The sequence below is a fragment of the Mesorhizobium sp. M0590 genome (assembly GCF_040320905.1).
Classification (GTDB): Bacteria; Pseudomonadota; Alphaproteobacteria; order Rhizobiales; family Rhizobiaceae; genus Mesorhizobium.
Map to the genome: position 1 here is coordinate 137,396 of NZ_JAMYQN010000002.1, position 25,608 is coordinate 163,003.

Genomic DNA, 25,608 nt, shown 5'->3' on the forward strand with positions numbered 1-25,608 from the left:
GCAGCCATGAAGGCGGTTCGGTTGGAGCGAGTGGGCAGCCTCGCCGTGTGCGAGGCCGAGAAACCGACCGCCGGGCCGAACGATCTGCTGGTGCGCATCGAGGCGTGCGGCGTCTGCGGCACCGACAGGCATCTTTTCCATGGTGAATTCCCGTGCACGCCGCCGGTGACGCTCGGGCATGAATTCTCCGGCATCGTCGAGGCGGTCGGACCTGGCGTATCCGGCTTTTCCGTCGGCGACCGCGTCACCGGCGATCCCAACATTGCCTGTGGCCGATGCGAGCATTGTCAGGCCGGCCGGGTCAATCTCTGCGGCAATCTACGCGCCATCGGCATCCATTGCGATGGCGGCTTTGCCGAATATCTTGTCCTGCCACAGAAACAGGCCTTCGTCTTGCCAGGCGATCTGAAGCCTACGCATGGTGCTTTCTGCGAGCCGCTCGGCTGCTGCCTGCATGGCGTGGACCTTGCCGCGATCAAACCAGGCTCGTCGGTCGCGGTGCTCGGCGGCGGCGTGATCGGCCTGCTCACCGTTCAGCTGGCAAAGCTCGCCGGTGCGACGACCATTATCTTGTCGACCCGTCAGGCCTCGCGGCGGGCTCTTGCCGAGCAATTTGGCGCAACGGCGACGCTCGATCCCAGCGCCTTCGATGTCATCGATGCGATCGTCGGCCGGTCGGGTTTGATGCCGGGCGGCGTCGACGTGGTGTTCGAATGCGCCGGCGTGAAAGACACTGTTGAGCAGGCGATGCGGCTGGCCAAAGCGGGCGGCACCGTCGTCGTCGTCGGCGTGATGCCGCAAGGCATGAAAGTGGCGTTCGAACCGTTCGATCTCCTATTCCGTGAGTTGAAGGTCCTGGGTTCCTTCCTCAACCCCTTTACCCATCGCCGGGCCGCCGATCTTATCGCCTCGGGGGCGATCGAAGTAGATCGGCTGATATCACGACAAGTCAGCCTCGACGAGGCGGTGGCGATCATTGCCAACCCGCCGGCGGCAGGTGAGGTCAAAGTCGTGGTGGTGCCCGGCTGATCGCAAATGAATGCACTACGGCCCCAGTGTCCCGAAAGGAACGCTGGCGCCGCGGAGCAACAGGATCAGAGCTTGCTGTTGCGCTGCTGGACCATCATGAAGGTGTCATAGTTGTACTCGGCCACCTGCGCCCAGAGATAATGCTCCTTGCGGAACGCCTTGATCGAATCCCAGATCTTCTTGAACGGCGCGTTCGAGGCTTCCATCTCGGCATAGACTTCGTTGGCCTTTTCGAAACAGGCGGCCATGATCTCCTGGCTGAATGGGCTCAACTTGGCACCGCCGGCAACCAGCCGCTTCACCGCCGCCGGGTTGAGGTAGTCGTATTTCTGCAGCATGTTGGCATCGGCCGCCTGGGCGGCAGTGTGCACCAGCGACTTGTAAGCCGGCGAAAGTTCGTCGTATTTCGCCTTGTTGAACATCAGATGGACGGTCGGTCCACCTTCCCACCAGCCGGGATAGTAGTAATAGGGCGCAACCTTATAGAAGCCGAGCTTCTCGTCGTCGTAAGGGCCGACCCATTCGGCGGCGTCGATCGTGCCTTTTTCCAACGCCGGATAAATGTCGCCACCGGCGATCTGCTGCGGAACCACCCCGAGCCTTTGCACCACTTTGCCGGCAAAACCACCGATACGCATCTTGAGGCCGGAAAGGTCGGCGACCGTTTTGATCTCCTTGCGGAACCAGCCACCCATCTGCACGCCGGTATTGCCGCCCGGCAGCCCGAACAGACCCTGCGTCGCCAGGAACTCGTTGAACAGATCGATGCCGCCGCCATGATAGTGCCAGGCGTTGATGCCGCGCGCGTTGAGCGAAAACGGAACCGCCGCTCCCAGCGCCCACGTCGGGTCCTTGCCCCAGTAATAGTATGCCACGGTATGGCAGGCCTCGACCGTGCCGGCTGTGGTGGCATCGGCGGCCTGCAGGCCGGGAACGAGTTCGCCGGAGGCGAAGACCTGGACCTGGAAGTTGCCGTCGGTCGCCTCCGACAGCATCTTGGAAAACACTTCGGCGCCGCCATAGATCGTATCGAGCGACTTCGGGAAGGACGACGCCAGTCGCCAGGTCACTTTCGGATTGGACTGGGCGATGGCCGGCGCGGCAAGTGTCGCGGCAGCGGCCGCAGCGCCGAAACCGGTGGTGCCGGCCTTGCGGATGAACGAACGACGATCCATGAAGTTCCTCCCTTTTGGATCCACTGACCGACATTCGGGACACTTCGGCGCCCGGATCGGCTTCGAGCCGACAATACACAGGCAAGGAGTCGAGTCCAGCACGGTAGCCCGGTTTGAGCGCCGCATTTCGGGGAAATTCACGGCGTTGGGCCAGATCTTGCAACTATAGTCTAAGGTCGATTAACTGGCCTACGCGACACGCCGAAACTTGCCATGGAAATGCGCCTTCGGATCGCCTATTTTGCAGGCAGATAATTCGTTGCACCCGATGGGATCCGGACCAAATGCACCAGCCGCTCGTCGCCGTATCGACCGATGTCCGCCAGTTCGACAATTACACCTGGCATGCCGCGCCACAGCAATATCTCGAAGCGGCGCTTTCGGGTGCAGGCGTGTTCCCGCTGCTGGTACCATCCTTCGCCGACCGGCTCGACTTCGACGAACTGCTTTCCGCCGTCGACGGCGTCATGGTCACCGGCTCCAAATCGAACGTTCATCCCTCGCTCTATGGCGGTGACGCCAGCGAAGCCAATGGTCCCTACGACCCCGCCCGCGACGCCACCACGCTGCCGCTGATCCGCCGGGCGGTGGAGCGCGGGGTGCCATTGCTCGCCATCTGCCGCGGCATCCAGGAGATGAATGTGGCGCTGGGTGGCACGCTGGCCACCGAAATCCAGGAACGCGCCGGTTCGCTCGATCATCGTGCGCCGGCAAGCGACAATCAGGACGAACGCTTCGCCATCCGCCAGAGCGTGGCGATAAAACCCGGCAGCTGCCTGGCCGGGGTCTTCGGCGCCGGCGACATCATGGTCAATTCGGTGCATCGCCAGGCCATCGACCGGCTTGGCCCAAAGCTGCAGGTCGAAGCGGTCGCCGCCGACGGCACTGTCGAGGCGGTTTCGGTGCGCGATGCACGGGCTTTCGCCGTCGGCGTCCAGTGGCATCCCGAATACTGGGTCAAATCGGACAGTATCTCGGTAAAGATATTTCGCGCATTCGGCGATGCGGTGCGCCTGCATCAGGCGGCGAAATCGGGTGCGCGCGCAGCCGCGGAATAGTCCTGCCGCGCTCGCTAGTTGCCGGCCGACGCCAGCGTCAGCAGCGGCAGCGCCGGCGCGTAGGATTCGTAACCATCGCCGTCGGCGACTGAGAACATGACGATCGGATCGGTGCCGTTGGCGCTGAAGGTGACCGTGCCGTCATCCTGCTCTCGCCAGAACTTCGCCTGCTCGACGCCGGGCAACACCCGGCGGCAATTTGCTGCGACCGTCAACAGCGACAGACCTTGCGAAATCTCGGCGCCGCGGCTGACCGCACAAGACCCCTCGTCGCCATGGGCTACCAGCCTGTAGTTGCCGGATGAAGGCGGTGACTCACTGGCTGCACGGCTTTCACCGCTACCGGCGTAAAACAGCTGGGCGCTGCCGAACAGCACAGCGACTGCCATCAATGCAGGAAGCGTCTTCATCCTGGTTCTCCGCGCATTTCAAGCGCGCCGGTTCGAAGAGATCAGGGAGGCGCGCTTCATCTTGCTGTCATGTCCTGTCAGGCGGACATACACCGCGAAGGGACCAGAATGATTCCGAAGGGTTAAGCTGAAGTTAATAGATATGGCAGCCCGCTTACGGCCTTGCCTTGACATTTGCCGTCTCCGGCACCGGCGTCAGCGCCTTTCGCTGCGAAAACCACGAGACCAGATTGTCGACGCACAGGTCCGCCATGGCGCGGCGGGTGTGCTGCGAGGCTGAGCCGACATGCGGCAAAAGCGAGGTGTTGGGCGCGGCAAGCAACGCCGCTGGCACATTCGGCTCGTCGGCAAAGACGTCTAGCCCGGCAGCGGCGATGCTGCCGCTGGCAAGTGCGGCGGCAAGGGCTGGTTCGTCGACCGTGCTGCCCCGGCCGATGTTGACAAAGACGCCGTTCGGCCCAAGAGCCGAGAGAATTTCGGCATTGACGGCCTTTTCCGTCGAAGCCCCGCCGGGCGCCACCGAGATCAGTGTGTCGACCGCCTCGGCGAGACCTTTCAGCGTCGGGTGATAGTCATAGGACAGGCCTTCGACGCGGCGCCGGTTGTGATAGGCAATGGGCAGCCCAAAAGCGTCGAGCCGGCGGGCAATGGCGAGGCCGATGCGGCCCATGCCAAAGATACCGACATGGCGCCCGCGCAAGGTCAGCCGGCTCAGCGGATAGTTGCCGTTGCGCAGCCAGCTTCCGTGGCGTAGCCAGGCCTCGGCGCGCGGCAGTTCGCGGATGGTATTGATCAACAGGCCGAGCGCCGTATCGGCGACCTCTTCGGTCAGCACATCCGGTGTGTTGGTGACCATGATGCCGCGCTGTGCGGCGTGGCGGACATCGACCGAATCATAGCCGACGCCGAAATTGGCGATAATCTCGAGCTTTGGCAGCGCGTCCATTAACGCGGCGCTTATGCCGCCAAAGGCGGCTATGCCGCGCACCGTAAGGCGCATCTCGTCGGTGACCAGCGACGGATCGGCGCGTTCGATCCGGACGCGGCTGAACACCCCGTCGATGCGGCCGACCGCATGATCGTTGAACTGGCCCGGCACCAGAATGGCGACAGCTTGCTGTTTGGTTTTTGTCATGCACGTTCCACCGGTTTGCCGGTCGACTGGCGCACATGCAGTTCCGGCTTGATCAGTTCCTGCGACGGCCGCACCGTCTGTCCGTTGAGTTTGTCGAGCAGCGCGCTGGCGGCGCGGCGGCCAACCTCGCGCTGGCCGTTCCAGACGGTGGTTAGCGCAGGCGTCGCGATCGCCGCCTCCTCGAGGTCGTCATAGCCGGTAACGGAGATGTCGATGCCCGGCACCAGACCAGCGCGCGCGATGCCGTTCATCAGGCCGATGGCGACGAGGTCATTCCAGCAGCAGGCCGCGGTCGGCCTGTCCTTCAGCGCCAGGAACTGCCCGGCAGCCTCGAAGCCGGCCTGCTTGGTGCGCGGGCCGGCGATGCGCCAGGACGGCCTGACCTCAAGCCCTGCCGCCTCCATGGCGTTGACATATCCCTGATAGCGGTCGCGGCCGGTCGAGGTCTGGTCGGTACCGCCGATCATTGCGATGCGCTTGTGGCCAAGCGAGATCAGATGATTGGTAGCAAGCCCGGTGCCATAGGCATCGTCGCCGCGAAACACCGGCACGTCGGCACCTTCGACGGTGCGTGCAATCAGCACTGCCGGGAGACCGTTCTCCTCGGCCATGATTATGTCTTCGGGCGGCGTGCCGATGGCCGGCGACATGATGACGCCGTCGGCGCCGAGTTGCAGAAGCGTGTCGATGAAGGTGCGTTGTTTCTCGAGCTGGTCGTAGTGGTTCGACAGGATGAAGGTTTGCCGGCTGCGGTCGAGTTCGCTCTCGATCGAACGCAATATCTCGGCAAAGAACGGGTTCATGATGTCATGGACGACGACGCCGACAATACCCGAGCGCGAGGTGCGCAGGCTGGCGGCGCGGCGGTTGTAGATATAGCCGATGGCGCGGGCATGTTCCTTGATGCGATCGCGGGTGCCGCCGGCGACCAGCGGGCTGTCGCGCAAGGCCAGCGAGACCGTGGCCGTGGACACGCCGAGCGCATCCGCGATGGTGGAAAGCTTGATCTTCTGTGCCAGCGGCCTGCGCTCCCGAAGCAATTTAAACTGTTTAAAGGCCGGCTCTTATGCCATCGATCCCGCGCAAATCAAAGTTTTTTTGCCAGCGCTTCCGCCTCCGCGTCCAGCGTCGCGCGGTTGCGCAAGCGAAGCCGGTGCTCGCGGTGAACGATGTAGAGGCCGCTGGCGACGATGACTGTGGCACCGACCAGCGTCCAGCGATCGGGAAACTGGTTGAAGACGATCAGGCCGGAGATGATCATCCAGATCATCTGCGAATAGGGATAGGGAGCCAGGGCCGTGGTGGTGGCAAGGCGATAGGCCTGCACAAGAAGCCAATGACCGATGGCGCCGAAGACGCCAAGCATCAGCAATATGAACCAGTGCCAGCCATCCTGCGGCAGCGAAGGCGAAAACGGCAGTGTCGGCAGCAGCAGCACGGCCGGCGCCAGCGCCGAAAACAGGATGAGGCTTTCCGAGGTTTCCGTAGCCGACATGCGGCGCGTCATGATGACGTAGAAACTGTTCGATAGCATCGAGCCGAGCGCAAAGAGATGGCCGACGCCAAAAACCCCGATGCCCGGCCGGGTGATGATGAGGACGCCGACAAAGCCGCTCATGATCGCCAGCCAACGCCGCCAGCCGGCCCATTCCCCTAGCAACGGACCGGCAAGCGCGGTGATCACCATCGGGCCGAAGAAGTAGATCGAGGTGGTTTCCGCCAGCTGCAGCGTCCGCAGCGCGAGAATGTTGCATATCGTCGATCCGAACAGGAGCAGACCGCGCGTGAGATGCGCCGGCAGGTTGGCGGGACGAAAGCGCAGCGGCTCACGCCATCCGTGCAGAAAGACGCCGACGATCAGCACATGGACCGCGAAGCGGGTCCAGGCGACGATCAGCGCCGAGACGCCGGCCAGCACAAGGTACTTGCTGCTGGTGTCGAGGAAGGTGAAAAACACATAGACGGAAAGCATGCACAGGATCGCCGCCGGCGATGTCGCGCTTTCGTCTTGTCTTGGGGGAGCATTCAATTTCAGGCCGGACGGGAAGCAAGGCGGTCCCTCACCAATGCGGCAATTGTCGCCTGCGGGCAAGCCAAAACAGTCTGGCACAACGACAGCCGCCGACAGGCTCAGTTTGTTTCCCAGTGGCCGACCTAGTGGCCGACGACTCAGGCGTGCATGCGGGCGCCCTTGGTGATCTTGTCGACGAGCTTCTTTTCGGCGCGAAGCGCGATGCCGACCACCTTGGCATCCTCCGGCGCAAATTCGGCAAAGACGGCGCGGTTGGCCAGATCATACCCGGTCGAAAACATATCCTCGACATAGAGCGAAACCGTCACACCACGCTCCAGCGCCCGCCGCTGGATCGCGCCGAGCGTCTGGCCGTCCGCCGAAAGCACGATGACCGGCTGGATCGACAGCGGGTTGTAGATATTGCCGGCGCGATCACGGTAGGGGTGGCCGATAATGTCGGGAAATTGCGCGACGATGCCGCTGGTCAGAAAGGCGGTGACATTGAGCTTTTGCCAGACGGGAAGATCATCCTTGAGCACGATTGCAAATTTCGTATCGAACATGCGACAGTTTCCAATCCGAAAAGGGGGCCAATCCGAGGCTGCGAGTGAAGCGATGGCGCACGATCTAGACCGGGAAGCCTTTCAGGGTCTTGGACGTTTGTGCGTGGATGCAGCCGAGAACTGCATCGTACCGGCACCCGGTGCTGCCGGGATGGAACGCATCGAGGCCCGGTTCCACGGCAATGCCTTCGATCTCCATCGCCACGACACCTATGCGATCGGGGTGACGCTTTATGGCGTGCAGCGCTTCCGCTATCGCGGCCAAACGCATCAGAGCCTGCCTGGCCAGATCATTATCCTTCATCCCGACGAACTGCACGATGGCGGTGCCGGCACCGAAGACGGCTTGCGATACAGAATGCTCTATTTGGAGCCGTCCCTGATGCTCGATTGTCTCGGCGGCGGATCACTACCATTCGTCGGGAATGCCGTGGTGACAGACCGCGATCTCCGGGCGACGCTGCTTTCGGCGCTCGGGCCGTTGAATCAGGAACTGGACGAGCTGTTTGTCGTCGATTTCATGACGCAGCTTATGCAAAGCTTGGCCCGGCACGCCGGTCAGCCGACGAAACCGGTAGCGAAAACTGCGTGGCGCGCCGCCAGCCTGGCGCGCGACTATCTGGAGGAAAATGTCGCGCGGATCGTACGTTCGGATGAATTGGAGGCGATAACCGGATTGGACCGTTATGCCCTGTCGCGGCATTTCCGCGCCACCTTCTCCACCAGCCCGCACCGGTTCCTGTTGATGCGCCGGCTTCAACGAGCCCGTCGGATGATCGAAGCCGACGAGCCACTGGCGCAAATCGCCATCGCAGCCGGCTTCAGTGACCAAAGCCATTTCAATCGGCATTTCAAAAAGGCGTTCGGCGTCACACCGGGACGCTGGTCGGCACTGACGCGACGGCCGTCAGCGGCGAACGCGTGACCTTATTCAAGCATCTTGTCCTCGATATCCAGTTCGTCATCTGGGAGCACCATTTCGCCGTTCGACAGGTTCGCCTCGACGCGGGCAAGCAGCTTGAACAGCGCTTTCTGATCCTTCTTGTCGAGACCCTTCAATGCCTGCTTTTCGGTCTTCTTCACCGACTTCTCGATGGCGTGGATGATTTCGCGGCCGGTGTCGGTGAGGAAAATATGCGCCTGGCGGGCATCGGCGGACGAGGCCCGCTTCTCCAGAAAGCCCTGCGCCTGCAGCCGGTTGATGGTCTTGGTGATGGTCGGCGGACGCACGCCGAGGCGGCCGGCAAGGTTGCCGGGCGTCTGCCCGTCCTCGCGGTCGAGCGCCAGCATGATCTGGTCCTGGCCGGCATAGAAACCATGCGCCAGAAGCCGGGCGGCGAGCGCCGTGCGCGCCAGCCGCGCCGCCGAATGCAGCCGGCTCATTGTTGCAGTCTTGTCCGCCTTGGCCATGCTCATCCCTCCTCGGCCGAACCGGAGCGGACAGCATAGAAGCAGGCCGCCGATTGGCAATGACGATCGAAAACATTCCGGCTCGGAAAATAGCTTTGCCGGCAAGCTTCGCGGTGTTCGCCGTGGCTAATGCCAGATGTTTATTTCAGTTAGATGACAAACGACTTTCCGCAATGGCTGGATGGGGACGTGACGAGGTGTTCTCAACCGGCTTTCACCGCGACCACCATCAACGCCTGATAGGCGTCCGCCATTTCCCGCAGCGCTGCCTGCGACAGCGGCCCGGCCTGCCGCGCAATGCCGTCCCGCGCGTTCGATGTATCGCGTTTGCCGGGGCGATCTTTATAAGGCGCGACGGTGGCGAATATCTGCTCGCTGAGGCTGTCGGGGAAGAACATCTGGCCGGTCATCACCGAGCGGTCGTCGGGGAAGATCTTGAAATGGATGTGGGTGGTGCGGCCGCGATACCAGCCGGGATAGATGGTGGCGAAAGAAGCGATGCCGCTTTCATCGGTTCTCTGCCAGCCGCGGAGAAAGCTCTGGCCGGACGTGTCGATATCCTGCCCGTCGCCCTGTCCGGGATAGCCGGAATAGCTGCCTTGGGCGTCGCAATGCCAGATATCGACGCGTGCGCCGGGAAGCGGCTGGCAGGCGGCGTCGACGATTTGCAGCCGCACATTGAGGCCGATGCCCTTCTTGCCCTCGGTGATATCGGCGCGTTCGAGCTTCGGGTCGAAATAGAACGGCCCTTCGGTGACCTCGGGCGTGATGGCGCAGACGCCGGCACCGGCTTCGAACAAAGCAAGCCCGGCATAGGGCGAAACCTGCCCGGCCCTTGCACCGGCGGGCAGGAATATGCCGCCAGCGGTAACCGCAACGAGACCGAGCGCCTGCCGACGGCTTAGTGGCAACGACTTGTCGGACATCTGGCGCCTCTTCAACGCGAACAGCTCCGCAAATGACCCCGCCTATCTAGGGCCCGCTGTCAGGCGGCGCCAATGAAAGTTCGGTAATGTGAGGAAAGTTCGGCAATACCAGCCCCTCTTTGGCCCACCGGTTTGCCTCGTGCAAAAGCCGAGCACACATCCTATATGGAGCCGACAATCCCTATTCGAGGCACAATATGAGCGACGCACAGACGCAGATCCCCGTAACCGTCCTCACCGGCTATCTCGGCGCCGGCAAGACGACACTGCTCAACCGCATCCTTTCGGAAAACCATGGCAAGCGCTACGCCGTCATCGTCAATGAATTCGGCGAGATCGGCATCGACAACGAGCTGATCGTGGAATCCGACGAGGAAATCTACGAGATGAACAATGGCTGCGTCTGCTGCACCGTGCGCGGCGACCTGATCCGCGTCGTCGAAGGCCTGATGCGCAGGCCTGGCCGCTTCGACGCCATCATCGTCGAGACCACAGGCCTCGCCGATCCCGTGCCGGTGGCGCAGACCTTCTTCATGGACGACGACGTGCGTTCCAAGACCAGGCTCGATGCGGTGGTGGCGCTGGTCGACGCCAAGCACCTGCCGCTGCGTCTGAAGGATTCCCGAGAGGCCGAGGACCAGATCGCCTTTGCCGATGTCGTCGTACTCAACAAGACCGATCTGGTCACCCCCGAAGAGCTGAGCAAGGTGGAGGCGACGATCCGCGCCATCAACCCGGCGGCACGAATCCATCGCACCACACGCGCCAGCGTGGCGCTGTCCGAGGTGCTCGATCGCGGTGCGTTCGACCTGTCCCGGGCGCTGGAGAACGATCCGCACTTCCTCGAGGCGCATGACGATCACGACCATCATGATCATGATCATGACCACCATCACCATGATCACGACGGCCATGATCACCACGATCATGACGGGCATCATCACGCGCATCCTTCCGACATCCATGACGTGTCGGTGCAGTCGGTGTCGCTGCGCGGCGGCGAGATGGATCCGAAGAAATTCTTCCCCTGGATCGAGAAGATCACCCAGATGGAAGGCCCGAACATCCTGCGGCTGAAGGGTATCATCGCGCTCAAGGGCGATGACGAGCGCTATGTCATCCAGGGCGTGCACATGATCATCGAGGGCGACCACCAGCGCGCCTGGAAGGATGGCGAGAAACACGAGAGCCGGCTGGTGTTCATCGGCCGCGATCTCGACGCCGAGCGGCTGAAGAAGAGTTTCGAGGCCTGCCAGGCGGCTTGATTTCCAGATCTTATAACGTTAGCGCTGCCCCTTCTGTCCTTCTCCCCTTGTGGGAGAAGGTGGCCGAGCGAAGCTCGGTCGGATGAGGGGTGCTCCAGCTTGGCATCGACGGCGCTCGTTCCAGCACCCCTCATCCGTCTTGGCGCTGCGCGCCAATCCACCTTCTCCCACAACAAGGGGAGAAGGTCGCGTCGAACCTAGCCACGCTTTCCTCCAATGGCGGCAAGGCGACCAAACAATCTAATGGAACAGTTCGCATGCCCACCGTCGCCCCGCTTGATCTCGAAGGCCACTGCGTTGCCGCCGTCTTCCTCGGCGACGTGCCGCATTTCGCGCTGGCCGACGGCGCGATCCACCGGCTCGACCATGGCCACAAGACGGTGCAGGCCAATGACGGGCTGCTCGCCGCCTTCCATGACGTGGCCAACGACCGGCTGATCACCGGCGGCGAGGACGGCAAGGTCTTTGCCGTCACCGCTGGCGGCGAGGCCGGGGAATTGGCGAGCGCCGGCAAGAAATGGATCACCAGCGTCGCTGCAGGGCCGCAAGGCGCCATCGCCTTCGCGTCGGGCAAGACCGCCTATGTGCGCTTTGCCGACGGCAAGACGAAAGAATTCGCGCATCCGCGCTCCGTCGAGGGACTGGCCTTTTCGCCCAAGGGTATGCGCTTTGGCGTCGCCCGCTACAATGGCGCGACGCTGCATTTCCCGGCGGCCGAGGGCAAGCCGGTCGAGCTCGAATGGGCCGGCGCGCATACCGGCATCACTTTCTCGCCGGACGGCGCCTTCCTCGTCACCACCATGCAGGAAAACGCGCTGCATGGCTGGAAGCTCGCGGACGGCAAGCACATGCGCATGAGCGGCTATCCCGGCAAGGTGAAAAGCCTGTCATGGGCGCCCAAGGGCAAATGGCTGGCCAGCTCCGGCGCGCCGGCGGCGATCGTCTGGCCGTTTTCGGGCAAGGACGGCCCGATGGGCAAGGCGCCGCTGGAGCTCGGCACGCGCGGCAACGCCATGGTGACCACCGTCGCCTGCCATCCGAGCCAGGATGTCGTCGCTGTCGGCTATGACGACGGCATGGTGATGGCGGTGCGCTTCGCCGACGCCAAGGAGGTGCTTCTGCGCCGGCCCGGCAAAGGCGCCATCACCGCGATGATGTGGGACAGGCAGGAGCGCCGCGTCGCCTTCGGCAGCGCTGCCGGCGACTGCGGCGTCATCGATATTTCGGCTTAGATCGAGAAAAGTTACTCGGCTCCGCAGGATACCTTGCCGTTGAGTTCAACCGGCTTGCCATCCTTGTCCGTGTCCGCCGCGGCGTCATAAATAGCCAGCGTGTATTGGCCGTCATAGACGCCTTCGTCGCTGGTCTTGGTCAGGATTGTCAGTTCGACATAATTGTAGGTGTCTGCGACCTGGTGTTCGCGGTAGATGTTCAGCCGCAATTCCTTACCGTCGAGCCAGTATTGCGTCAGGTTTGAATCCTCGAAGACCGTCTTGCGCAGACTGTCGCCGGCCGGCCGCGCCTTGATTTCGAGATCGCCGCGAAAGTTGAAGGTCGGCCCACCCATGCCCCTTGTAACGCCAGCCTCGACCTGGAATTCCACGGCCGTGTCGTCGGCGGAGCACCAGATGCCGCCGCTCGCCAAGGCCGTGCCGACCGACGACAGCAGCACTGCCGCGCAGATGATTCCCCGCATTTTCTTTCCCCAAAGGCACGAACCCTGCCCCATTGATCCCCTAAGAAGCTTCGGGGTCAAGCATCCGTTCTCTTCACCATAGTTGCTGAACCATTGTGGGGCAGCCGCGCGGCCAATTGCCGTTCCGGACACCAACTGGCTAGAGTGACGCACGAAAGAGGCGCTCATGTCGGATCATTCGAAGACTTCCATCGGTGGCATCAACACCCGCATTCGTTCGCTGCGCGAGGCCGAGGCGGAAACCTTCCGCAAGGCGCGGCCGAAATCGGCGGCGAAGGCCGGCAACGGCCTGCCCGGTTTCTTCGGCGGCGTGCCGATGCACTGGATGAACGACTGGCCGACGCCGTTCCCGATCCTGGTCGACAGTGCCAAGGGCGCTGCGATCACCGACATCGACGGCAATCGGCTGGACGATTTCTGCCTTGGTGACACCGGCTCGATGTTCGGCCATTCGCCGCCGCCGGTCGCCCGCGCCATCCGCCGGCAGGCCGGACGAGGACTGACCTATATGCTACCTTCCGAAGACGCGCTGGCCATCGGACCGTTGCTGCAGCAGCGCTTCGGTTTGCTGTCGTGGCAGATCGCGACGACGGCGACCGATGCCAACCGCTTCGCGCTGCGGGTTGCCCGCGCCGTTACCGGCCGGGAGAAGATACTGGTCTTCAACGGCTGCTATCATGGCTCGGTCGACGAGACGATGGTGCGGCTGGTCGCCGGGAAAGCGGTGAATCGACCGGGACTGGCCGGCGAATTCCGCGACCTGACCCGGGCGACAGATGTCATCGAGTTCAACGATTTGCCGGCGCTCGAGGCGGCACTCCGGGGCAACGATGTCGCCTGCGTCATCGCCGAGCCGGTGCTGACCAATTCCTGCATGGTGCTGCCCGAAGCCGGCTTTCATGATGGCTTGCGGCGTCTCACCCGTGCGACCGGCACGCTGCTTCTAATCGACGAGACGCATACAATTTCGACCGGTCCCGGCGGCTATACAAGCAAATACGGGCTGGAGCCGGACCTGTTCGTGCTGGGCAAGCCGATTGCCGGCGGCGTACCGGCGAGCGTCTGGGGCATGAGCGAAGACGTTGCCGCCCGCTATGCCGCTTATATCAGCCGGAAAGAGCCCGGCTACTCCGGCATGGGGACAACGCTGTCGGCCAATCCGCTGCAATTCGCAGCGATGCGCGCCACGCTCGAATACGTCATGACCGACGAGAACTACAGCCATATGGACCATCTGGCGCGGCGGCTCGACGCCGGGCTGACCGCCGTCATCGATCGCTATCGTCTGCCCTGGCATGTTGCTCGCGTCGGTGCCCGTGTCGAGTTCATCTGCGCGCCGGGCCCGCTGAGGAACGGCGGCGAAGCGGAAGCTGCGCACGTGCCGGAGCTCGAGGCGGCAATCCATGTCGCGCTGGTCAATCGCGGCGTGCTGATCGCACCCTTCCACAACATGATGCTGATCTCTCCTGCGACCAGCGCCGCCCAGGTGAACCGGCTGATCACTGCCTTCGGCGCGGTTGCGGCAAAGCTTACGGCGTGAGACAAGCTTGCGGCATGAAACAAGCGCCCAAGCAAAGTTTGAACCTGGTCACGACATCCCCTTCCGGCTCGACGCCCGCCGAGGCGCAGGCCTTTCTCGACGCTCATCCCGAGATCGAAGCGTTCGACATCGTGCTGACCGACGCCAATGGCGTCGGGCGCGGCAAGATCGTGCGCCGGCATGAGTTGATGAGCATCTTCGAGGGGGGCCGGCACATGCCGATCTCGATCCTCGGCCTCGACATCACCGGCGAGGATGTTCACGAGACCGGGCTGATCTGGACGACGGGCGACGGCGACCTGCGGGCGTGGCCGATCCCCGGCACACTGGTGCCGCTGTTCGCCACCCAGCCGCCGCGCGGCCAGGTGCTGATGGCGATGTACCATCTCGATGGCCAGCCGATGTCGTCCGACCCGCGGCTGGCACTCGCCCGCCAGGTAGACATCCTCGCGGCCAAGGGCCTGCATCCGGCCGGCGCCTTCGAGCTCGAATTCTTCCTGCTCGCCAACGAGCGCGATGCCGAAGGCAAGGTGCAGCCGGCGCACGCGGTGCTTGACGGACGCCGCTCGGCCAAGACGGAGGTCTATTCCGTCGACCATCTACACGGCATGGAGCCGCTGTTTTCCGACATCTACGCCGCAGCCAAGGTGCAAGGCATCCCGGCCGAGACGGTCATCTCGGAATATGCGCCCGGCCAGTACGAGCTGACGCTCAACTACCGCAAGGATGTGATGCGGGCGGCCGACGATCTCGTGATGCTCAAGCGACTGGTGCGGGCGCAGGCGCGCCGTCATGGGGTCACCGCTTGCTTCATGGCCAAGCCGATCGAGAAATATGCCGGCTCGGGCATGCATTTTCATGTCTCGCTGCTGGACGATGCCGGCAAGAATGTCTTTGCCGAAACCGGCGGCGAAAGCTGGTCTCTGCCGCTGCTGCGCAGCCTCGGCGGACTGATCCAGACGATGGCGGAATCGATGCTGGTCTTCGCGCCGCATGCCAATTCATGGCGGCGCTTCGTCTCGCAATCCTATGCGCCGGTGGCGCCGACCTGGGGCGTCAACAACCGTTCGGTGGCACTGCGTGTGCCGGCCGGCGATGCCAAGAACCGCCGCATCGAGCACCGGCCATCGGGCGTCGACGCGAATCCTTACCTGGTGGCGGCAACGGTGCTGGCCGGTGTCGTCAAAGGCCTCGACGAAGGCCTCGATCCCGGTCCCGAAACCACCGGCAATGGCTACGAATCGGCCGTCACGCGCACGACGATGCCGGTCGACTGGCGTGCCGCGATCGAGGCGGCAAGGGCGTCGACCTTCCTCAAGGGCGCATTGGGCGAAGACCTGCACCGGACGTTCGTGGCGATCAAGCAATCGGAATATCTGCGCGTGGCGCGCACGGTCAGCGAACTGGATTATCACCTCTATCTGCACGAGGTGTAGGGCATCACATCGTCGGCCATCCGCCGTCGAAGGCCCATGCGGAATAATTTCAACGGAACCTTCGGCGGGCTTTGCTCATTGCGTGTCTGATTGCAGGAGCGAACAAGGCCGCCTTAGTCATGATCGCCAGGATGCAGACAACCCCGACGCCGCACCATGCCAAGGTGCAGGCAAGACGCTTGCCTGCAAGCAAGTCTCCGGAAACGACAGAAATCGACGCCAGGACGATTCCTGAACTGCGCGAAACGGCCAAGATCTGCCGCCGCTGTCCGCTATGGCACGACGCCACGCAGACCGTGTTCGGTGAAGGCCCTGATAAAGCCAAGGTGATCTTCGTCGGCGAACAGCCGGGCGACCAGGAGGACCTGGCGGGCAAGCCCTTCGTCGGTCCGGCGGGCAAGGTGTTTGACGCGATCCTGGACGATGCCGGCGTCGATCGGCTGAAAGTCTACGTCACCAACGCGGTCAAGCATTTCAAGTTCGAGCCGCGCGGCAAGCGGCGCATCCACTCCAAGCCGAACGCCGGCGAGGTGCAGGCTTGCCGCTGGTGGCTCGACAAGGAAATCGATCTGATCAAGCCCAATCTGGCGGTGGCGCTCGGCGCAACGGCGGCGCAGGCGCTGCTTGGCAAGGTGGTGCCGATCATGAAGATGCGCGGGGCCGTCGTGGAGCGCGACGATGGCTTGCGTGTCTTCGTCACCATCCACCCGTCCTTCATCCTGCGCATTCGCGAGCCGGCGGACAAGCAGGCAGAACGCGACCGGTTCCTGCAGGATATGAGAGCGGTGAAAAAGCTGATGGCCGCCTGAGCTATTTGATCAATATAGCCCGGAGATCGTTGACGTTTGTGCCGGTCGGACCGGGTACGAAAAGGTCATCTACGGCACTGAATGCCGTCCAGGCGTTGTTGCCGGCAAGCATGGCCTTGGCATCGACGCCCGCCTTACGCATCCGCGACACTGTCGAGCCGTCGGCGAAGGCGCCGGCATTGTCTTCCGAACCGTCAATGCCGTCGGTGTCGGCGGCCAGTGCGTGGACGCCCGCCATGCCGCTGATCCCAATGGCGAAGGCGAGCAGGAATTCCGAGTTGCGGCCGCCTTTGCCTTTCGCGCGCAAGGTCACGGTCGTCTCGCCGCCCGACAGGATCAGCACCGGTTTTGCGAATGGCCGGTTGCGCGTCGCCACTTCGCGCGCGATTGCAGCGTGGACGCCGCCGACCTCACGCGCCTCGCCCTCGATGGAATCGGAGAGAATGACCGCTTCGATACCTTGGTACCCGGCTTCGGCCGCAGCCGCTTCCAGCGATACGCCGGCCGAGGCGATCAGATGTACCTCGTTGCGCGAAAAACGCGGATCATCGACGCGCGGTGCATCGGCGGCCGGCGAATTGATGTGCGCCATCACTGAAGCCGGTAATTTCATGTCATAGGCGGCGATCGACGCTAATGCATCTTCGCGGCTGCCGGAATCGGGAACGGTCGGGCCGGAAGCGACCAGCGCCGGGTTATCGCCCGGAATGTCGGAGACCACCAGCGACACCACCTTGGCTGGATAGGCAGCGGCCGCCAGCCTGCCGCCCTTGATCGTGGAAACATGTTTGCGGATGGTGTTCATCGCGGCGATCGGCGCGCCGGAGGCGAGCAGCGCCTCGTTGACAGCGACCTCATCGGCCAGCGTCAGACCTTCGGCAGGTGACGGCAGCAGCGCCGAGCCGCCGCCCGAAATGAGCGCCACGACGAGGTCGTCCGCAGTCAGTCCCTGGACCTTTTCGAGCAGCCGTCGCGAGGCCTCCAGCCCCGCGGCATCCGGCACCGGATGCGCCGCCTCGATGATCTCGATGCGCCGGCAGGCCGCGCCATAGCCGTAGCGGGTGACGACCAAACCTTCGATCGGCCGGTCCCACACTTTCTCGAAAGCCGCCGCCATCTGCGCCGAGCCTTTTCCTGCACCGATGACGATCATCCGTCCCTTCGGCCTTGCGGGCAAATGATCCTTGATCGTCCTCTGGGGATCGGCGGCGGCAACGGCGGCGTTGAAGATCGAAATGAGAAAGGACTTGGGATCGAGCGCGGTCATACTGAGCTACCACGGACGCTGTGCGAGCTTCTGCGGCGTTTGCGCTGCCCCTCACCCTTACCCTCTCCCCGTATAGAGACGGGGAGAGGGGATCGCCAGCGTTGGAGCGTTTCCCTTCTCCCCGTCACTACGCGGGGAGAAGGTGCCGGCAGGCGGATGAGGGGCAGCGCCAACGTCACGATGTTGCCTCCGGCGGCAGGACCAACTCCTGGCTATCGACGCCCAAGTAGCTACACAGCGTATCGACGACCACTCCGTGGTCCTCGCGCTCCGGTAGACCGGAGACGGCGATCACGCCGATGACGCCAGCGCCCTTGACAGTGATGGGAAAGCCGCCACCGGCCAGCACATAGTCGGCAACGTCCAGCCCCTCGCCGGGCTTGAAGCTGCGGTCGGGGCGCTGCTGCTCCAGCACAATGCGGTAGGTGCTTTTCAGGAACCGCCGCACGACGTTGATCTTGCGCCGCGCCCAGTCCGGATTGGAGGCGTTCGAGCCGGGCATTGCCGCATAGAACAACGGCCGGTCGAAAGTTCTGATATCGACGATGATCGGCAGGTTTTCCTTGAGAGCCCGGTCGCGGATCGCCGAGCCGATCTCGAAAGCGACGGCTTCATCGAAGGCCGAAAAGACAAGCGTGGCTTCCTGTTTCTTGATCAGAGCGATGTCGTCCGCAACGGCCATGTCGTTCCCCTTGTCGATCTCGCCTGTTGCTTTGGCGGATGGCTGCCGCCCGGTCAAGCCGGCCGCATACGACGGCTAAACCGCTATATCCGCCTTGGCCGCCCGGCCGGCGACATAGACCTCGCGCACGGCGCGGTCGTCGCCGAGCGTCTGCAGCAGAAACAATTCCTCGGCGAGCGTGTCCGCCGTCTCCACCCGCAGCCGCATCGCCGGCGTGGCGCAGGCGTCGAGCACGATGATATCGGCGTCGCTGCCTTCCTCCAGGGTGCCGATCTTTTCCGCAAGCGACAGCGCCTCGGCATTGCCGCGGGTCAGCTGCCAGAAGGACTGGAACGGATTGAGCTTCTCGCCGTTCAGCGCGATCACCTTGTAGCCCTCGTCCATGGTGCGCAGCATCGAATAGTTGGTGCCACCGCCGACATCGGTGGCGGCGGCGATGCGAAGCGGCTTCTCGCGGCGGCTATAGCGCTGATAATCGAACAGGCCCGAGCCGAGAAACAGGTTGGAGGTCGGGCAGAACACCGCCACCGAGCCGCTATCCGAAAGCGCATCCGCCTCGCGTTCCGACAGGTGGATGCAATGGCCGAACAGGCTTCTGCGCCCGAGCAGCCCATAGTGTTCGTAGACGTCGGTGTAGTCCCGCGTCTGCGGGTACAATTGCTGCGTGAAGGCGATCTCGGCGTGGTTTTCCGACAGATGCGTCTGCATGTGCAGATCAGGATATTCGCGGCAGAGCGCGCCCGCCATCTCCAATTGCTCGGGCGACGAGGTGATGGCGAAGCGCGGCGTGATGGCATAGTGCTGGCGCCCCTTGCCGTGCCACTCATCGATCAACGCCTTGCTGTCGTCATAGCCCGATTGCGGCGTGTCGAGCACGCCGTCCGGCGCGTTGCGGTCCATCATCACCTTGCCGGCGATGTTGAGCATGTTGCGGTCGTGCGACTCGGCAAAGAACGCCTCGGCAGATTCCTTGTGTACCGAGCAATAGGCCGCGACTGTCGTGGTGCCATGCCGCAATACTTCATCCAGGAACAGCCTGGCGATACGGCGGCCATGCTGGGCGTTCTGGAATTTTGTCTCTTCCGGAAAAGTGTAGGTGTTCAGCCAGTCGAGCAGCTCGGCGCCGAAGGAAGCGATGACCTGCATCTGCGGAAAATGCGCGTGCGCATCGATGAATCCGGGCAGCAGCAGATGCGGCCTGTGGTCGATTTTTTTTGTTCCCTCGCCCGCCTTTTTCTCGACCTCGGCATAGGCGCCCGCGGCAACGATCCTGCCGTCGCGCATCAGCAGGCCGCCATCTTGCTCGTAATGCCAGGCGGAATGGTCGTCGATGGTTTCTGGCCAGCGCAAAAACGACAGCGTGCGGCCGCGCAGGAGCGTGCTGGTCATGCTATTTCCCCGCGCCTTCGAACCAGGCTACCAGCAGTGCCCGTTCCTTGTCGGTGATCTGGGTGACGTTGGCGGGCGGCATGGCGTGGCTGCGGCCGGCCTGCAGGTAGATCTCGCCGGCGTGCTCGGCGATGCCGGCATCGGTGTCGAGCATCACGCCCTTAGGCGCGTGGTAAATGCCCGCGTAGGACGGGTCCGCCGCATGGCACATCGAACAGCGGCCAAGCACCGTATCGCGCACGGCGGGAAAATGCGCCGAGGCGACGTAGACCTGTGCAGCCGACGAGGCCCTCACCTCGCCGGTCAGCAGCTTCGGTGCCGTCGACAGCCAGATGATGACGACGAACAGGACGGCGGCCGCCAGCCAGGTCCAGGTCGGATTGCCTTTGCGCGCATGCCTGGTGTTGAAATAGTGCCGGATCAGCACGCCGATGATGAACACCAGCGAGGCGATGACCCAGTTGAACTCTGTGCCGAACGCCAGCGGATAATGGTTCGACAGCATCAGGAACAAAACCGGCAGCGTCAGGTAGTTGTTGTGCAGCGAGCGCTGTTTGGCGATCTTGCCGTATTTCGGATCGGGCTTACGGCCGGCGATCAGGTCGGCGACGACGATCTTCTGGTTGGGGATGATGACCATGAAAACGTTGGCCGACATGATCGTCGCGGTGATGGCGCCGAGATGCAGGAAAGCGGCGCGGCCGGTGAACAGGTGGGTCAGGCCCCAGGCGATGAACACCAGCACGCCGTAGAGCACCAGCATCAGGCCGGTGTCGCTGTTGCCAAGCGGCGAACGGCACAAGAGATCGTAGACCACCCAGCCGACGCCGATCGTCGCCAGCGACAGCAAGATGCCTGTAGGCACCGACATGGCAAGGACATTCGGATCGATCAGGAACAGGTCCGCCCCGGCATAGTAGACGACGCACAGCATGGCGAAGCCCGACAGCCAGGTGGCGTAGGATTCCCACTTGAACCAGGTCAGATGCTCGGGCATCTCAGCCGGCGCCACCAGATATTTCTGCACATGGTAGAAGCCGCCGCCATGCACCTGCCATTCCTCGCCGAAGGCTCCGGCAGGCATGCCCGGACGCTGGCGCAGCCCGAGATCGAGCGCGACGAAATAAAAGGACGATCCAATCCAGGCGATACCGGTGACGACATGCAGCCAGCGCACGGCGAAACTCAGCCAATCCCAGAATATCGCGAAATCCATCATGAAAAAATCGTCCCTGCCGATCCACTGACTTTACGGACTGGAGCGCAAACGGAAAGAGCCGAGCTGCACGATGACTTTCAAAAAAATTTGGAAAATACTAGGCTCGTTACACGCTGCCACATGAGAGCCACGAAAGCCGCATGGCCTATCTCGACAACATCGCCGTTTTCGTCCGCGTCGTCGAGCTCGGGAATTTATCGGCGGCTGGGCGCGACATGCGCATTTCGCCGGCAGTCGCTTCCAATCGCATCAAGGAGCTCGAGAAGCATCTCGGTGTCAGGCTGTTCAACCGCACGACGCGGCAGTTGATGCCGACCGAGCACGGCACGGTGTTCTACTCCGGCGCCAAGCAGGTGCTGGAGGCGGTCACCGAGGCCGAAGCTGCGGTCAGCGCGTTATCCGGGCAGCCGCGCGGCACCATAAAGGTGACAGCGCCGCTCGGCCTCGGGCGGCGGCTGGTGGCATCCGGCATCCCGGATTTCCACGACAGATACCCCGATATCGAGGTGCGGCTCCGGTTATCCGACCACAATGTGGATATCATGAAGGAAGGCATCGACGTTGCCTTCCGGCTGGGCATCATCGAGGATTCCAGCCTCAGGATGCGCGGCATCATGGAATGCGAGCGCATTCTGGTGGCGGCTCCGCAATATCTGGAAGCGCGCGGCGAGCCCACCGAGCCGCAGGAGTTGATCGGCAAGAAGCACGATTGCCTGATGCTGCGCTATTCCGGCGCGCGCGAATATGTCTGGACGCTGCAGACGCCGAACGGACCGCAAAAGTTCGAGGTGCACGGCCCCTACGATACCGATGATGGCGACGTGCTGACCGGCTGGGCGCTGTCCGGCCGCGGCATCATCAACAAGCCGCGCTTCGAGGTCGAGCCGTTTATCCGCGACCAGCGGCTGAAGGTGATCCTGAGCAACACGCCGCCGACGCCGGTGCAGTTCGCCGCCGTCTACCCTCATAAGAAGCTGCAGGATCCGAAGGTGCGGCTGCTGCTCGATTTCATGGCCGAGCGCTGCCAGCGGCTGATCAGGGATATTCTGGCCGGCAAATGATCGCCGGCTGGCCGGTTGCTTTCCGTCCAGCCGGCGAGATAATTCTCAAGGAATCTCGCTCAACAGGGAAAAGCGATGGCCAACGGCGCCACAATGTGTCTCGCCGTTTCACTGTCTCCGGAAGCCGCCCCTTCCCATCCGCCCGACGCCGGCTCGGACTTCAGTCTGCTGACGCGGTTCGTGCAAGAAGCCGAAGCGGCCGGTCTGGATATGGTGTTGCTCGCCGATTCCGCGCCGGTTGCAGGCGGGCCGAACCGGCAAATGCGCTTCGAAGCAACGACCTTGGTGGCGGCGCTGGCGACGGTGACAAGCAGGATCGGCCTTGCCGCCGCGGCGTCGACGGTCGCCCACCAGCCCTACAACCTCGCACGCCGTTTCGCCTCGCTCGATATTATCAGCCATGGCCGCGCCGGCTGGAACGCGAGCATGTTTCCCGATCCGCGCGAGGCGGCCAATTTCAGCCGACCGGAAGGGTTTTCCGGCGACGATTTCCGCCTGCGCGTCGAGGAATTCATCGGCATCGTGCAAGGCTTGTGGAAAGGCTGGGACGCAGACGCGCTGCTGTTCGACAAAAGTGGCGGCCGCTTCTTCGATCCTGAAAAGATGCATTTGCTCGACCACAAGGGCGAATATTTTTCCGTGCGCGGGCCGCTCAACGTGGCGCGGTCGCCGCAGGACACGCCGGTGCTGGTCATGTCCGGCCTGTCCGAGCCCGACACGGATATCGCCGCCCGCACCGCCGATGTCGTCCTGCTGGATGAGGCATCGATCGAGCCGGCGAAGGCTGGCGATCTGAAGCGCCGTGCGCTTGCCTTCGGGCGCAGTCCGGAGGCGCTGAAAGTGCTGATGAACGTTACCGTCAGCGCCGAAATAACCGCCGCGCCGGACCTGTTTGCGGACGGGCTCGAAGAGTGCTTTCGCTCGAAAGCCTGCGACGGTTTCAACATCGCCATGCCGTTCACATCGGCGCTCGACGATTTCGTCGGTCTCGTGCTGCCGGAGCTTCGCCGCCGCGGCCTTGTCCGGTCCGGCTACAGCGCGGCGACACTGCGCGCCCATCTCGGGCTTGCAGGGGAGGATCGGCAATGAGCGCCGGTCGAGGCCAGATGAAGCTCGGCGCCTTCCTGTGGGCGACAGGCCACCACATCGCCGCCTGGCGCCATCCGCAAGCGGATGTCACGGCCGGCATCGACATCGATCATTACATCCAGCTGGCGCGGACGGCGGAAGCAGCCAAATTCGACATGATCTTCTGCGAGGACGCCGCCGGCGTGCGCGAGGCCAATGGCAACATCGCCAGCCAAACGTCGCGCTCGATCGGCTTCGAGCCGATAAGCCTGCTTGCCGCGCTCGCCGTCCAGACGGAGCGCATCGGCCTCGTCTCCACGGCGTCGACGAGCTATAACGAGCCTTACGGACTGGCGCGGACCTTCCTGTCGCTCGACCATCTGAGCGGTGGCCGAGCCGGCTGGAACCTCGTCACTTCGGCGAGCCAGATCGAGGCCGCCAATTTCGGCTCGACCGGACTGCGCCCACATGCGGACCGCTACGAACGCGCGCGCGAATTCGCTGCCGTGGTTACCGGCCTTTGGCGAGGCCAGGGTGGACACGAAGGCAGAAGTTTTTCGGTGCGCGACCCGCTCGATCTGCCGCGCTCGCCACAAGGTGCGCCGGTCATGGTTCAGGCAGGAGCGTCGGACGAGGGCCGCGATCTCGCCGCCCGGACCGCCGATGTGGTGTTCACTGCGGCGCAAACATTCGAGGAGGCAAAGGCCTTCTACGACGACCTCAAGGGACGGCTGGCGCCCCATGGGCGCGAGCCGGAGGACGTCAAGATCATGCCCGGCGTCGCGCCGGTCGTCGCGGCAAGCGAAGCGGAAGCCCGGGCAAAACATGATGAACTGCAGGAGCTGATACCGGACGATGTCGGCGTCGCGCTGCTTTCCAGCTATCTCAGCATATCCGATCTCGCGCGCTATCCCATCGACGGACCGCTGCCCGAGCTGCCGGCCAGCGAAGGCATGCAGAGCCGGCAGGCGCTCGTCATCGAGCAATCCCGCCGCGACAAGCTGTCCATCCGCCAGCTTGCCCGTCATTTCGCCGGCGCGCGCGGTCATTGGCGCGTCGTCGGAACTCCGGCCCAGATCGCCGACCAGCTCGAGGCACGCTTCGAGGGCGGCGCGGCAGACGGTTTCAACGTCATGCCATCCTATTTTCCCGGCGAACTCGAAGCCTTTGCCACGCTTGTCGTGCCGGAGCTGCAGCGGCGCGGGCTTTTCCGGAAGGATTATGAAGGTAGCACGCTGCGCGACCATCTGGGCTTGAAAACGCCGGCGTAAAACGACGAGCGGAACGAAAGTCGGAGATCGCCGTTTTGGGATGCTGTGCCGCGGCGATGAGGGCGTCTGCGCGCATATTCGATTGACCATCCCAAACTTCGCCCTCTTTTCAAACCACGCGGACGCAACCGCCACAGGAGCCGATCATGGATGCCATCGCCACCCGCAATGACCTGCAATCCAATGCCAAGAAAGAGTGTATCGATCTTCTCAATGCCCGCCTCGCCGACGCCATCGATCTGGCCTTGATCACCAAGCAGGCGCACTGGAACGTCAAGGGACCGCAATTCATCGCCATCCACGAGATGCTCGACACGTTCCGCGAGGAGATCGACGGCCATGTCGACACCATTGCCGAGCGCGCCGTACAGCTCGGCGGCACGGCGCTCGGCACCTCGCAGGAGGTGTCGAAGGCGACTATGCTGGAGGCCTATCCGACCGACATCCACAAGACCCGAGACCATCTAGCGGCGCTGATCGACCGCTATGCCGCAACCGCCAAGCGGGCACGCGCGGCGATCGACGAGGCGGCTGGCGCGGGCGATGCCGACACCGCCGACATCTTCACCGCCTATTCGCGCTCGCTCGACAAATTGCTGTGGTTCCTTGAGGCGCACACGCAGGAGAAGGAATAGCTCTTTTTGGACGGCGCTATTTGCTCGGCGCGCCGGGGTTCGATTAGAAATTCCTCTCGAACTTCGGCACCTCAAGCTTCACCCGGCGATTTAGCTCATCGTGTCCGCCCTGGAACGCGGTGTAGCCAATGCTGATTTTCTTGGAACGAAGCTGGAAATCTCCTGTCCATTTGCGACCAGCCCATTCGATGTCTTCCCACCGAATAAATCGAGGCGGCATGAATGGCTGCCGGATTCCTATTCCCTCGACATTCCAAAAGACTACGCGAACATAAAAGAACCAAATCCACCCGATCAGGCTCAGACCAAAGCCAACCAGTAGACCAAAAATCCAGGGAAGTTGCTCGCTCGGTGTTTCGCTGTGTCCGGCAACCACAACGACCGCGATAAAGCCCGCAAGCAGGACCGCAAACACATGCACAAACCAGGTGGCGCGGAGTGTTTGCTCGCCGGCGTGTCGCGCAGCGGGCGTTCGCGATCCTATTGTAGACGCCAAGAAAACTGCAAAAGCAGCCAGAAGAGCTATGACAAGCTGTTTCATCAATATGCG

General features: G+C 63.1%; 26 protein-coding genes. 12 read left to right on the forward strand and 14 right to left on the reverse strand.

The window, feature by feature from the left end:
* The first annotated feature begins 6 nt into the window (after positions 1-6).
* The gene (locus tag NKI52_RS04345) at positions 7-1,029 is read left to right on the forward strand and encodes a zinc-dependent alcohol dehydrogenase family protein (RefSeq protein ID WP_352697136.1); all 1,023 of its coding nucleotides are present in this window, start codon (positions 7-9) and stop codon (positions 1,027-1,029) included.
* A gap of 65 nt (positions 1,030-1,094) precedes the next feature.
* Here NKI52_RS04345 and NKI52_RS04350 read toward each other — a convergent pair whose 3' ends face one another.
* Entirely contained in the window at positions 1,095-2,204 is a 1,110-nt protein-coding gene (locus NKI52_RS04350; RefSeq protein ID WP_352469878.1) for a TRAP transporter substrate-binding protein, read from the reverse strand.
* A 284-nt stretch (positions 2,205-2,488) separates the two neighbouring features.
* On the opposite strand from NKI52_RS04350, the gene NKI52_RS04355 reads away from it, so the two are divergent.
* Positions 2,489-3,262, forward strand: coding sequence for a gamma-glutamyl-gamma-aminobutyrate hydrolase family protein (locus tag NKI52_RS04355; RefSeq protein ID WP_352620718.1), 774 nt, complete (start codon positions 2,489-2,491; stop codon positions 3,260-3,262).
* Between the two features lie 14 nt (positions 3,263-3,276).
* Here the strand turns inward: NKI52_RS04355 and NKI52_RS04360 are convergent, their stop codons facing one another.
* The 5 genes from NKI52_RS04360 to NKI52_RS04380 all read right to left on the reverse strand — a co-directional run bounded on the left by NKI52_RS04360 (position 3,277) and on the right by NKI52_RS04380 (position 7,384).
* Positions 3,277-3,672, reverse strand: coding sequence for a hypothetical protein (locus NKI52_RS04360; RefSeq protein WP_352454732.1), 396 nt, complete (start codon positions 3,670-3,672; stop codon positions 3,277-3,279).
* Between the two features lie 154 nt (positions 3,673-3,826).
* Positions 3,827-4,807: a 2-hydroxyacid dehydrogenase gene (locus tag NKI52_RS04365; protein ID WP_352620716.1), complete on the reverse strand. Its 981-nt coding sequence runs from the start codon at positions 4,805-4,807 to the stop codon at positions 3,827-3,829.
* Positions 4,804-5,826, reverse strand: coding sequence for a LacI family DNA-binding transcriptional regulator (locus NKI52_RS04370; RefSeq protein WP_023676245.1), 1,023 nt, complete (start codon positions 5,824-5,826; stop codon positions 4,804-4,806). Before NKI52_RS04370 ends, NKI52_RS04365 begins: the two co-directional genes overlap by 4 nt.
* Before the next feature lie 68 nt (positions 5,827-5,894).
* The gene (locus NKI52_RS04375; RefSeq protein ID WP_352620714.1) at positions 5,895-6,779 is read right to left on the reverse strand and encodes a DMT family transporter; all 885 of its coding nucleotides are present in this window, start codon (positions 6,777-6,779) and stop codon (positions 5,895-5,897) included.
* 197 nt (positions 6,780-6,976) lie between these two features.
* Positions 6,977-7,384, reverse strand: coding sequence for a DUF2000 family protein (locus NKI52_RS04380; protein WP_352620712.1), 408 nt, complete (start codon positions 7,382-7,384; stop codon positions 6,977-6,979).
* Between the two features lie 52 nt (positions 7,385-7,436).
* On the opposite strand from NKI52_RS04380, the gene NKI52_RS04385 reads away from it, so the two are divergent.
* Positions 7,437-8,309, forward strand: a complete 873-nt coding sequence (locus tag NKI52_RS04385; protein ID WP_023676242.1) for an AraC family transcriptional regulator — start codon at positions 7,437-7,439, stop codon at positions 8,307-8,309.
* A 2-nt stretch (positions 8,310-8,311) separates the two neighbouring features.
* On the opposite strand, the gene NKI52_RS04390 is transcribed toward NKI52_RS04385, so the two are convergent.
* Both NKI52_RS04390 and NKI52_RS04395 read right to left on the reverse strand, forming a co-directional pair.
* Positions 8,312-8,794: a MarR family winged helix-turn-helix transcriptional regulator gene (locus NKI52_RS04390; protein WP_254816029.1), complete on the reverse strand. Its 483-nt coding sequence runs from the start codon at positions 8,792-8,794 to the stop codon at positions 8,312-8,314.
* Positions 8,795-8,997: 203 nt separating this feature from the next.
* Positions 8,998-9,720: an intradiol ring-cleavage dioxygenase gene (locus NKI52_RS04395; protein WP_352620710.1), complete on the reverse strand. Its 723-nt coding sequence runs from the start codon at positions 9,718-9,720 to the stop codon at positions 8,998-9,000.
* A gap of 197 nt (positions 9,721-9,917) precedes the next feature.
* Here NKI52_RS04395 and NKI52_RS04400 point away from each other — a divergent pair, with 197 nt between their 5' ends.
* Positions 9,918-10,985, forward strand: a complete 1,068-nt coding sequence (locus NKI52_RS04400) for a CobW family GTP-binding protein (protein ID WP_352697138.1) — start codon at positions 9,918-9,920, stop codon at positions 10,983-10,985.
* Between the two features lie 257 nt (positions 10,986-11,242).
* Entirely contained in the window at positions 11,243-12,217 is a 975-nt protein-coding gene (locus NKI52_RS04405; RefSeq protein ID WP_352697140.1) for a WD40 repeat domain-containing protein, read from the forward strand.
* An 11-nt stretch (positions 12,218-12,228) separates the two neighbouring features.
* Here NKI52_RS04405 and NKI52_RS04410 read toward each other — a convergent pair whose 3' ends face one another.
* Positions 12,229-12,681 carry a hypothetical protein gene (locus tag NKI52_RS04410; RefSeq protein WP_352697142.1) on the reverse strand — a complete coding sequence of 151 codons (453 nt, stop codon included), beginning with the start codon at positions 12,679-12,681 and terminating at the stop codon, positions 12,229-12,231.
* Positions 12,682-12,847: 166 nt separating this feature from the next.
* Here NKI52_RS04410 and NKI52_RS04415 point away from each other — a divergent pair, with 166 nt between their 5' ends.
* From NKI52_RS04415 to NKI52_RS04425, 3 genes are all read left to right on the forward strand, one after another.
* Positions 12,848-14,221, forward strand: a complete 1,374-nt coding sequence (locus NKI52_RS04415) for an aspartate aminotransferase family protein (RefSeq protein ID WP_352697144.1) — start codon at positions 12,848-12,850, stop codon at positions 14,219-14,221.
* Between the two features lie 14 nt (positions 14,222-14,235).
* Entirely contained in the window at positions 14,236-15,657 is a 1,422-nt protein-coding gene (locus tag NKI52_RS04420; protein ID WP_352697146.1) for a glutamine synthetase family protein, read from the forward strand.
* 86 nt (positions 15,658-15,743) lie between these two features.
* Positions 15,744-16,466, forward strand: coding sequence for a UdgX family uracil-DNA binding protein (locus tag NKI52_RS04425; protein ID WP_352697429.1), 723 nt, complete (start codon positions 15,744-15,746; stop codon positions 16,464-16,466).
* Position 16,467: 1 nt separating this feature from the next.
* Here NKI52_RS04425 and NKI52_RS04430 read toward each other — a convergent pair whose 3' ends face one another.
* The 4 genes from NKI52_RS04430 to NKI52_RS04445 form a co-directional block, all read right to left on the reverse strand.
* Positions 16,468-17,733: a glycerate kinase type-2 family protein gene (locus tag NKI52_RS04430; RefSeq protein ID WP_352697148.1), complete on the reverse strand. Its 1,266-nt coding sequence runs from the start codon at positions 17,731-17,733 to the stop codon at positions 16,468-16,470.
* 175 nt (positions 17,734-17,908) lie between these two features.
* Complete coding sequence (locus tag NKI52_RS04435; RefSeq protein ID WP_352697149.1) at positions 17,909-18,415, reverse strand: heme-degrading domain-containing protein; 507 nt, start codon at positions 18,413-18,415, stop codon at positions 17,909-17,911.
* A 75-nt stretch (positions 18,416-18,490) separates the two neighbouring features.
* On the reverse strand, positions 18,491-19,804 hold the full coding sequence (gene guaD / locus NKI52_RS04440) for a guanine deaminase (protein WP_352697151.1): 1,314 nt from the start codon (positions 19,802-19,804) through the stop codon (positions 18,491-18,493).
* A gap of 1 nt (position 19,805) precedes the next feature.
* On the reverse strand, positions 19,806-21,023 hold the full coding sequence (locus NKI52_RS04445; protein WP_352697153.1) for a urate hydroxylase PuuD: 1,218 nt from the start codon (positions 21,021-21,023) through the stop codon (positions 19,806-19,808).
* Positions 21,024-21,163: 140 nt separating this feature from the next.
* On the opposite strand from NKI52_RS04445, the gene NKI52_RS04450 reads away from it, so the two are divergent.
* The 4 genes from NKI52_RS04450 to dps all read left to right on the forward strand — a co-directional run bounded on the left by NKI52_RS04450 (position 21,164) and on the right by dps (position 25,058).
* Positions 21,164-22,084: a LysR family transcriptional regulator gene (locus tag NKI52_RS04450; RefSeq protein WP_352697155.1), complete on the forward strand. Its 921-nt coding sequence runs from the start codon at positions 21,164-21,166 to the stop codon at positions 22,082-22,084.
* Between the two features lie 75 nt (positions 22,085-22,159).
* Positions 22,160-23,173 carry an LLM class flavin-dependent oxidoreductase gene (locus NKI52_RS04455; RefSeq protein WP_352697157.1) on the forward strand — a complete coding sequence of 338 codons (1,014 nt, stop codon included), beginning with the start codon at positions 22,160-22,162 and terminating at the stop codon, positions 23,171-23,173.
* Complete coding sequence (locus tag NKI52_RS04460; RefSeq protein WP_352697159.1) at positions 23,170-24,423, forward strand: LLM class flavin-dependent oxidoreductase; 1,254 nt, start codon at positions 23,170-23,172, stop codon at positions 24,421-24,423. The genes NKI52_RS04455 and NKI52_RS04460 overlap by 4 nt, the downstream gene beginning before the upstream one ends.
* A gap of 146 nt (positions 24,424-24,569) precedes the next feature.
* Positions 24,570-25,058, forward strand: coding sequence for a DNA starvation/stationary phase protection protein Dps (gene dps, locus NKI52_RS04465; RefSeq protein ID WP_023676226.1), 489 nt, complete (start codon positions 24,570-24,572; stop codon positions 25,056-25,058).
* Between the two features lie 43 nt (positions 25,059-25,101).
* Here the strand turns inward: dps and NKI52_RS04470 are convergent, their stop codons facing one another.
* Positions 25,102-25,599, reverse strand: a complete 498-nt coding sequence (locus NKI52_RS04470) for a hypothetical protein (protein WP_352697161.1) — start codon at positions 25,597-25,599, stop codon at positions 25,102-25,104.
* Positions 25,600-25,608: the final 9 nt, after the last annotated feature.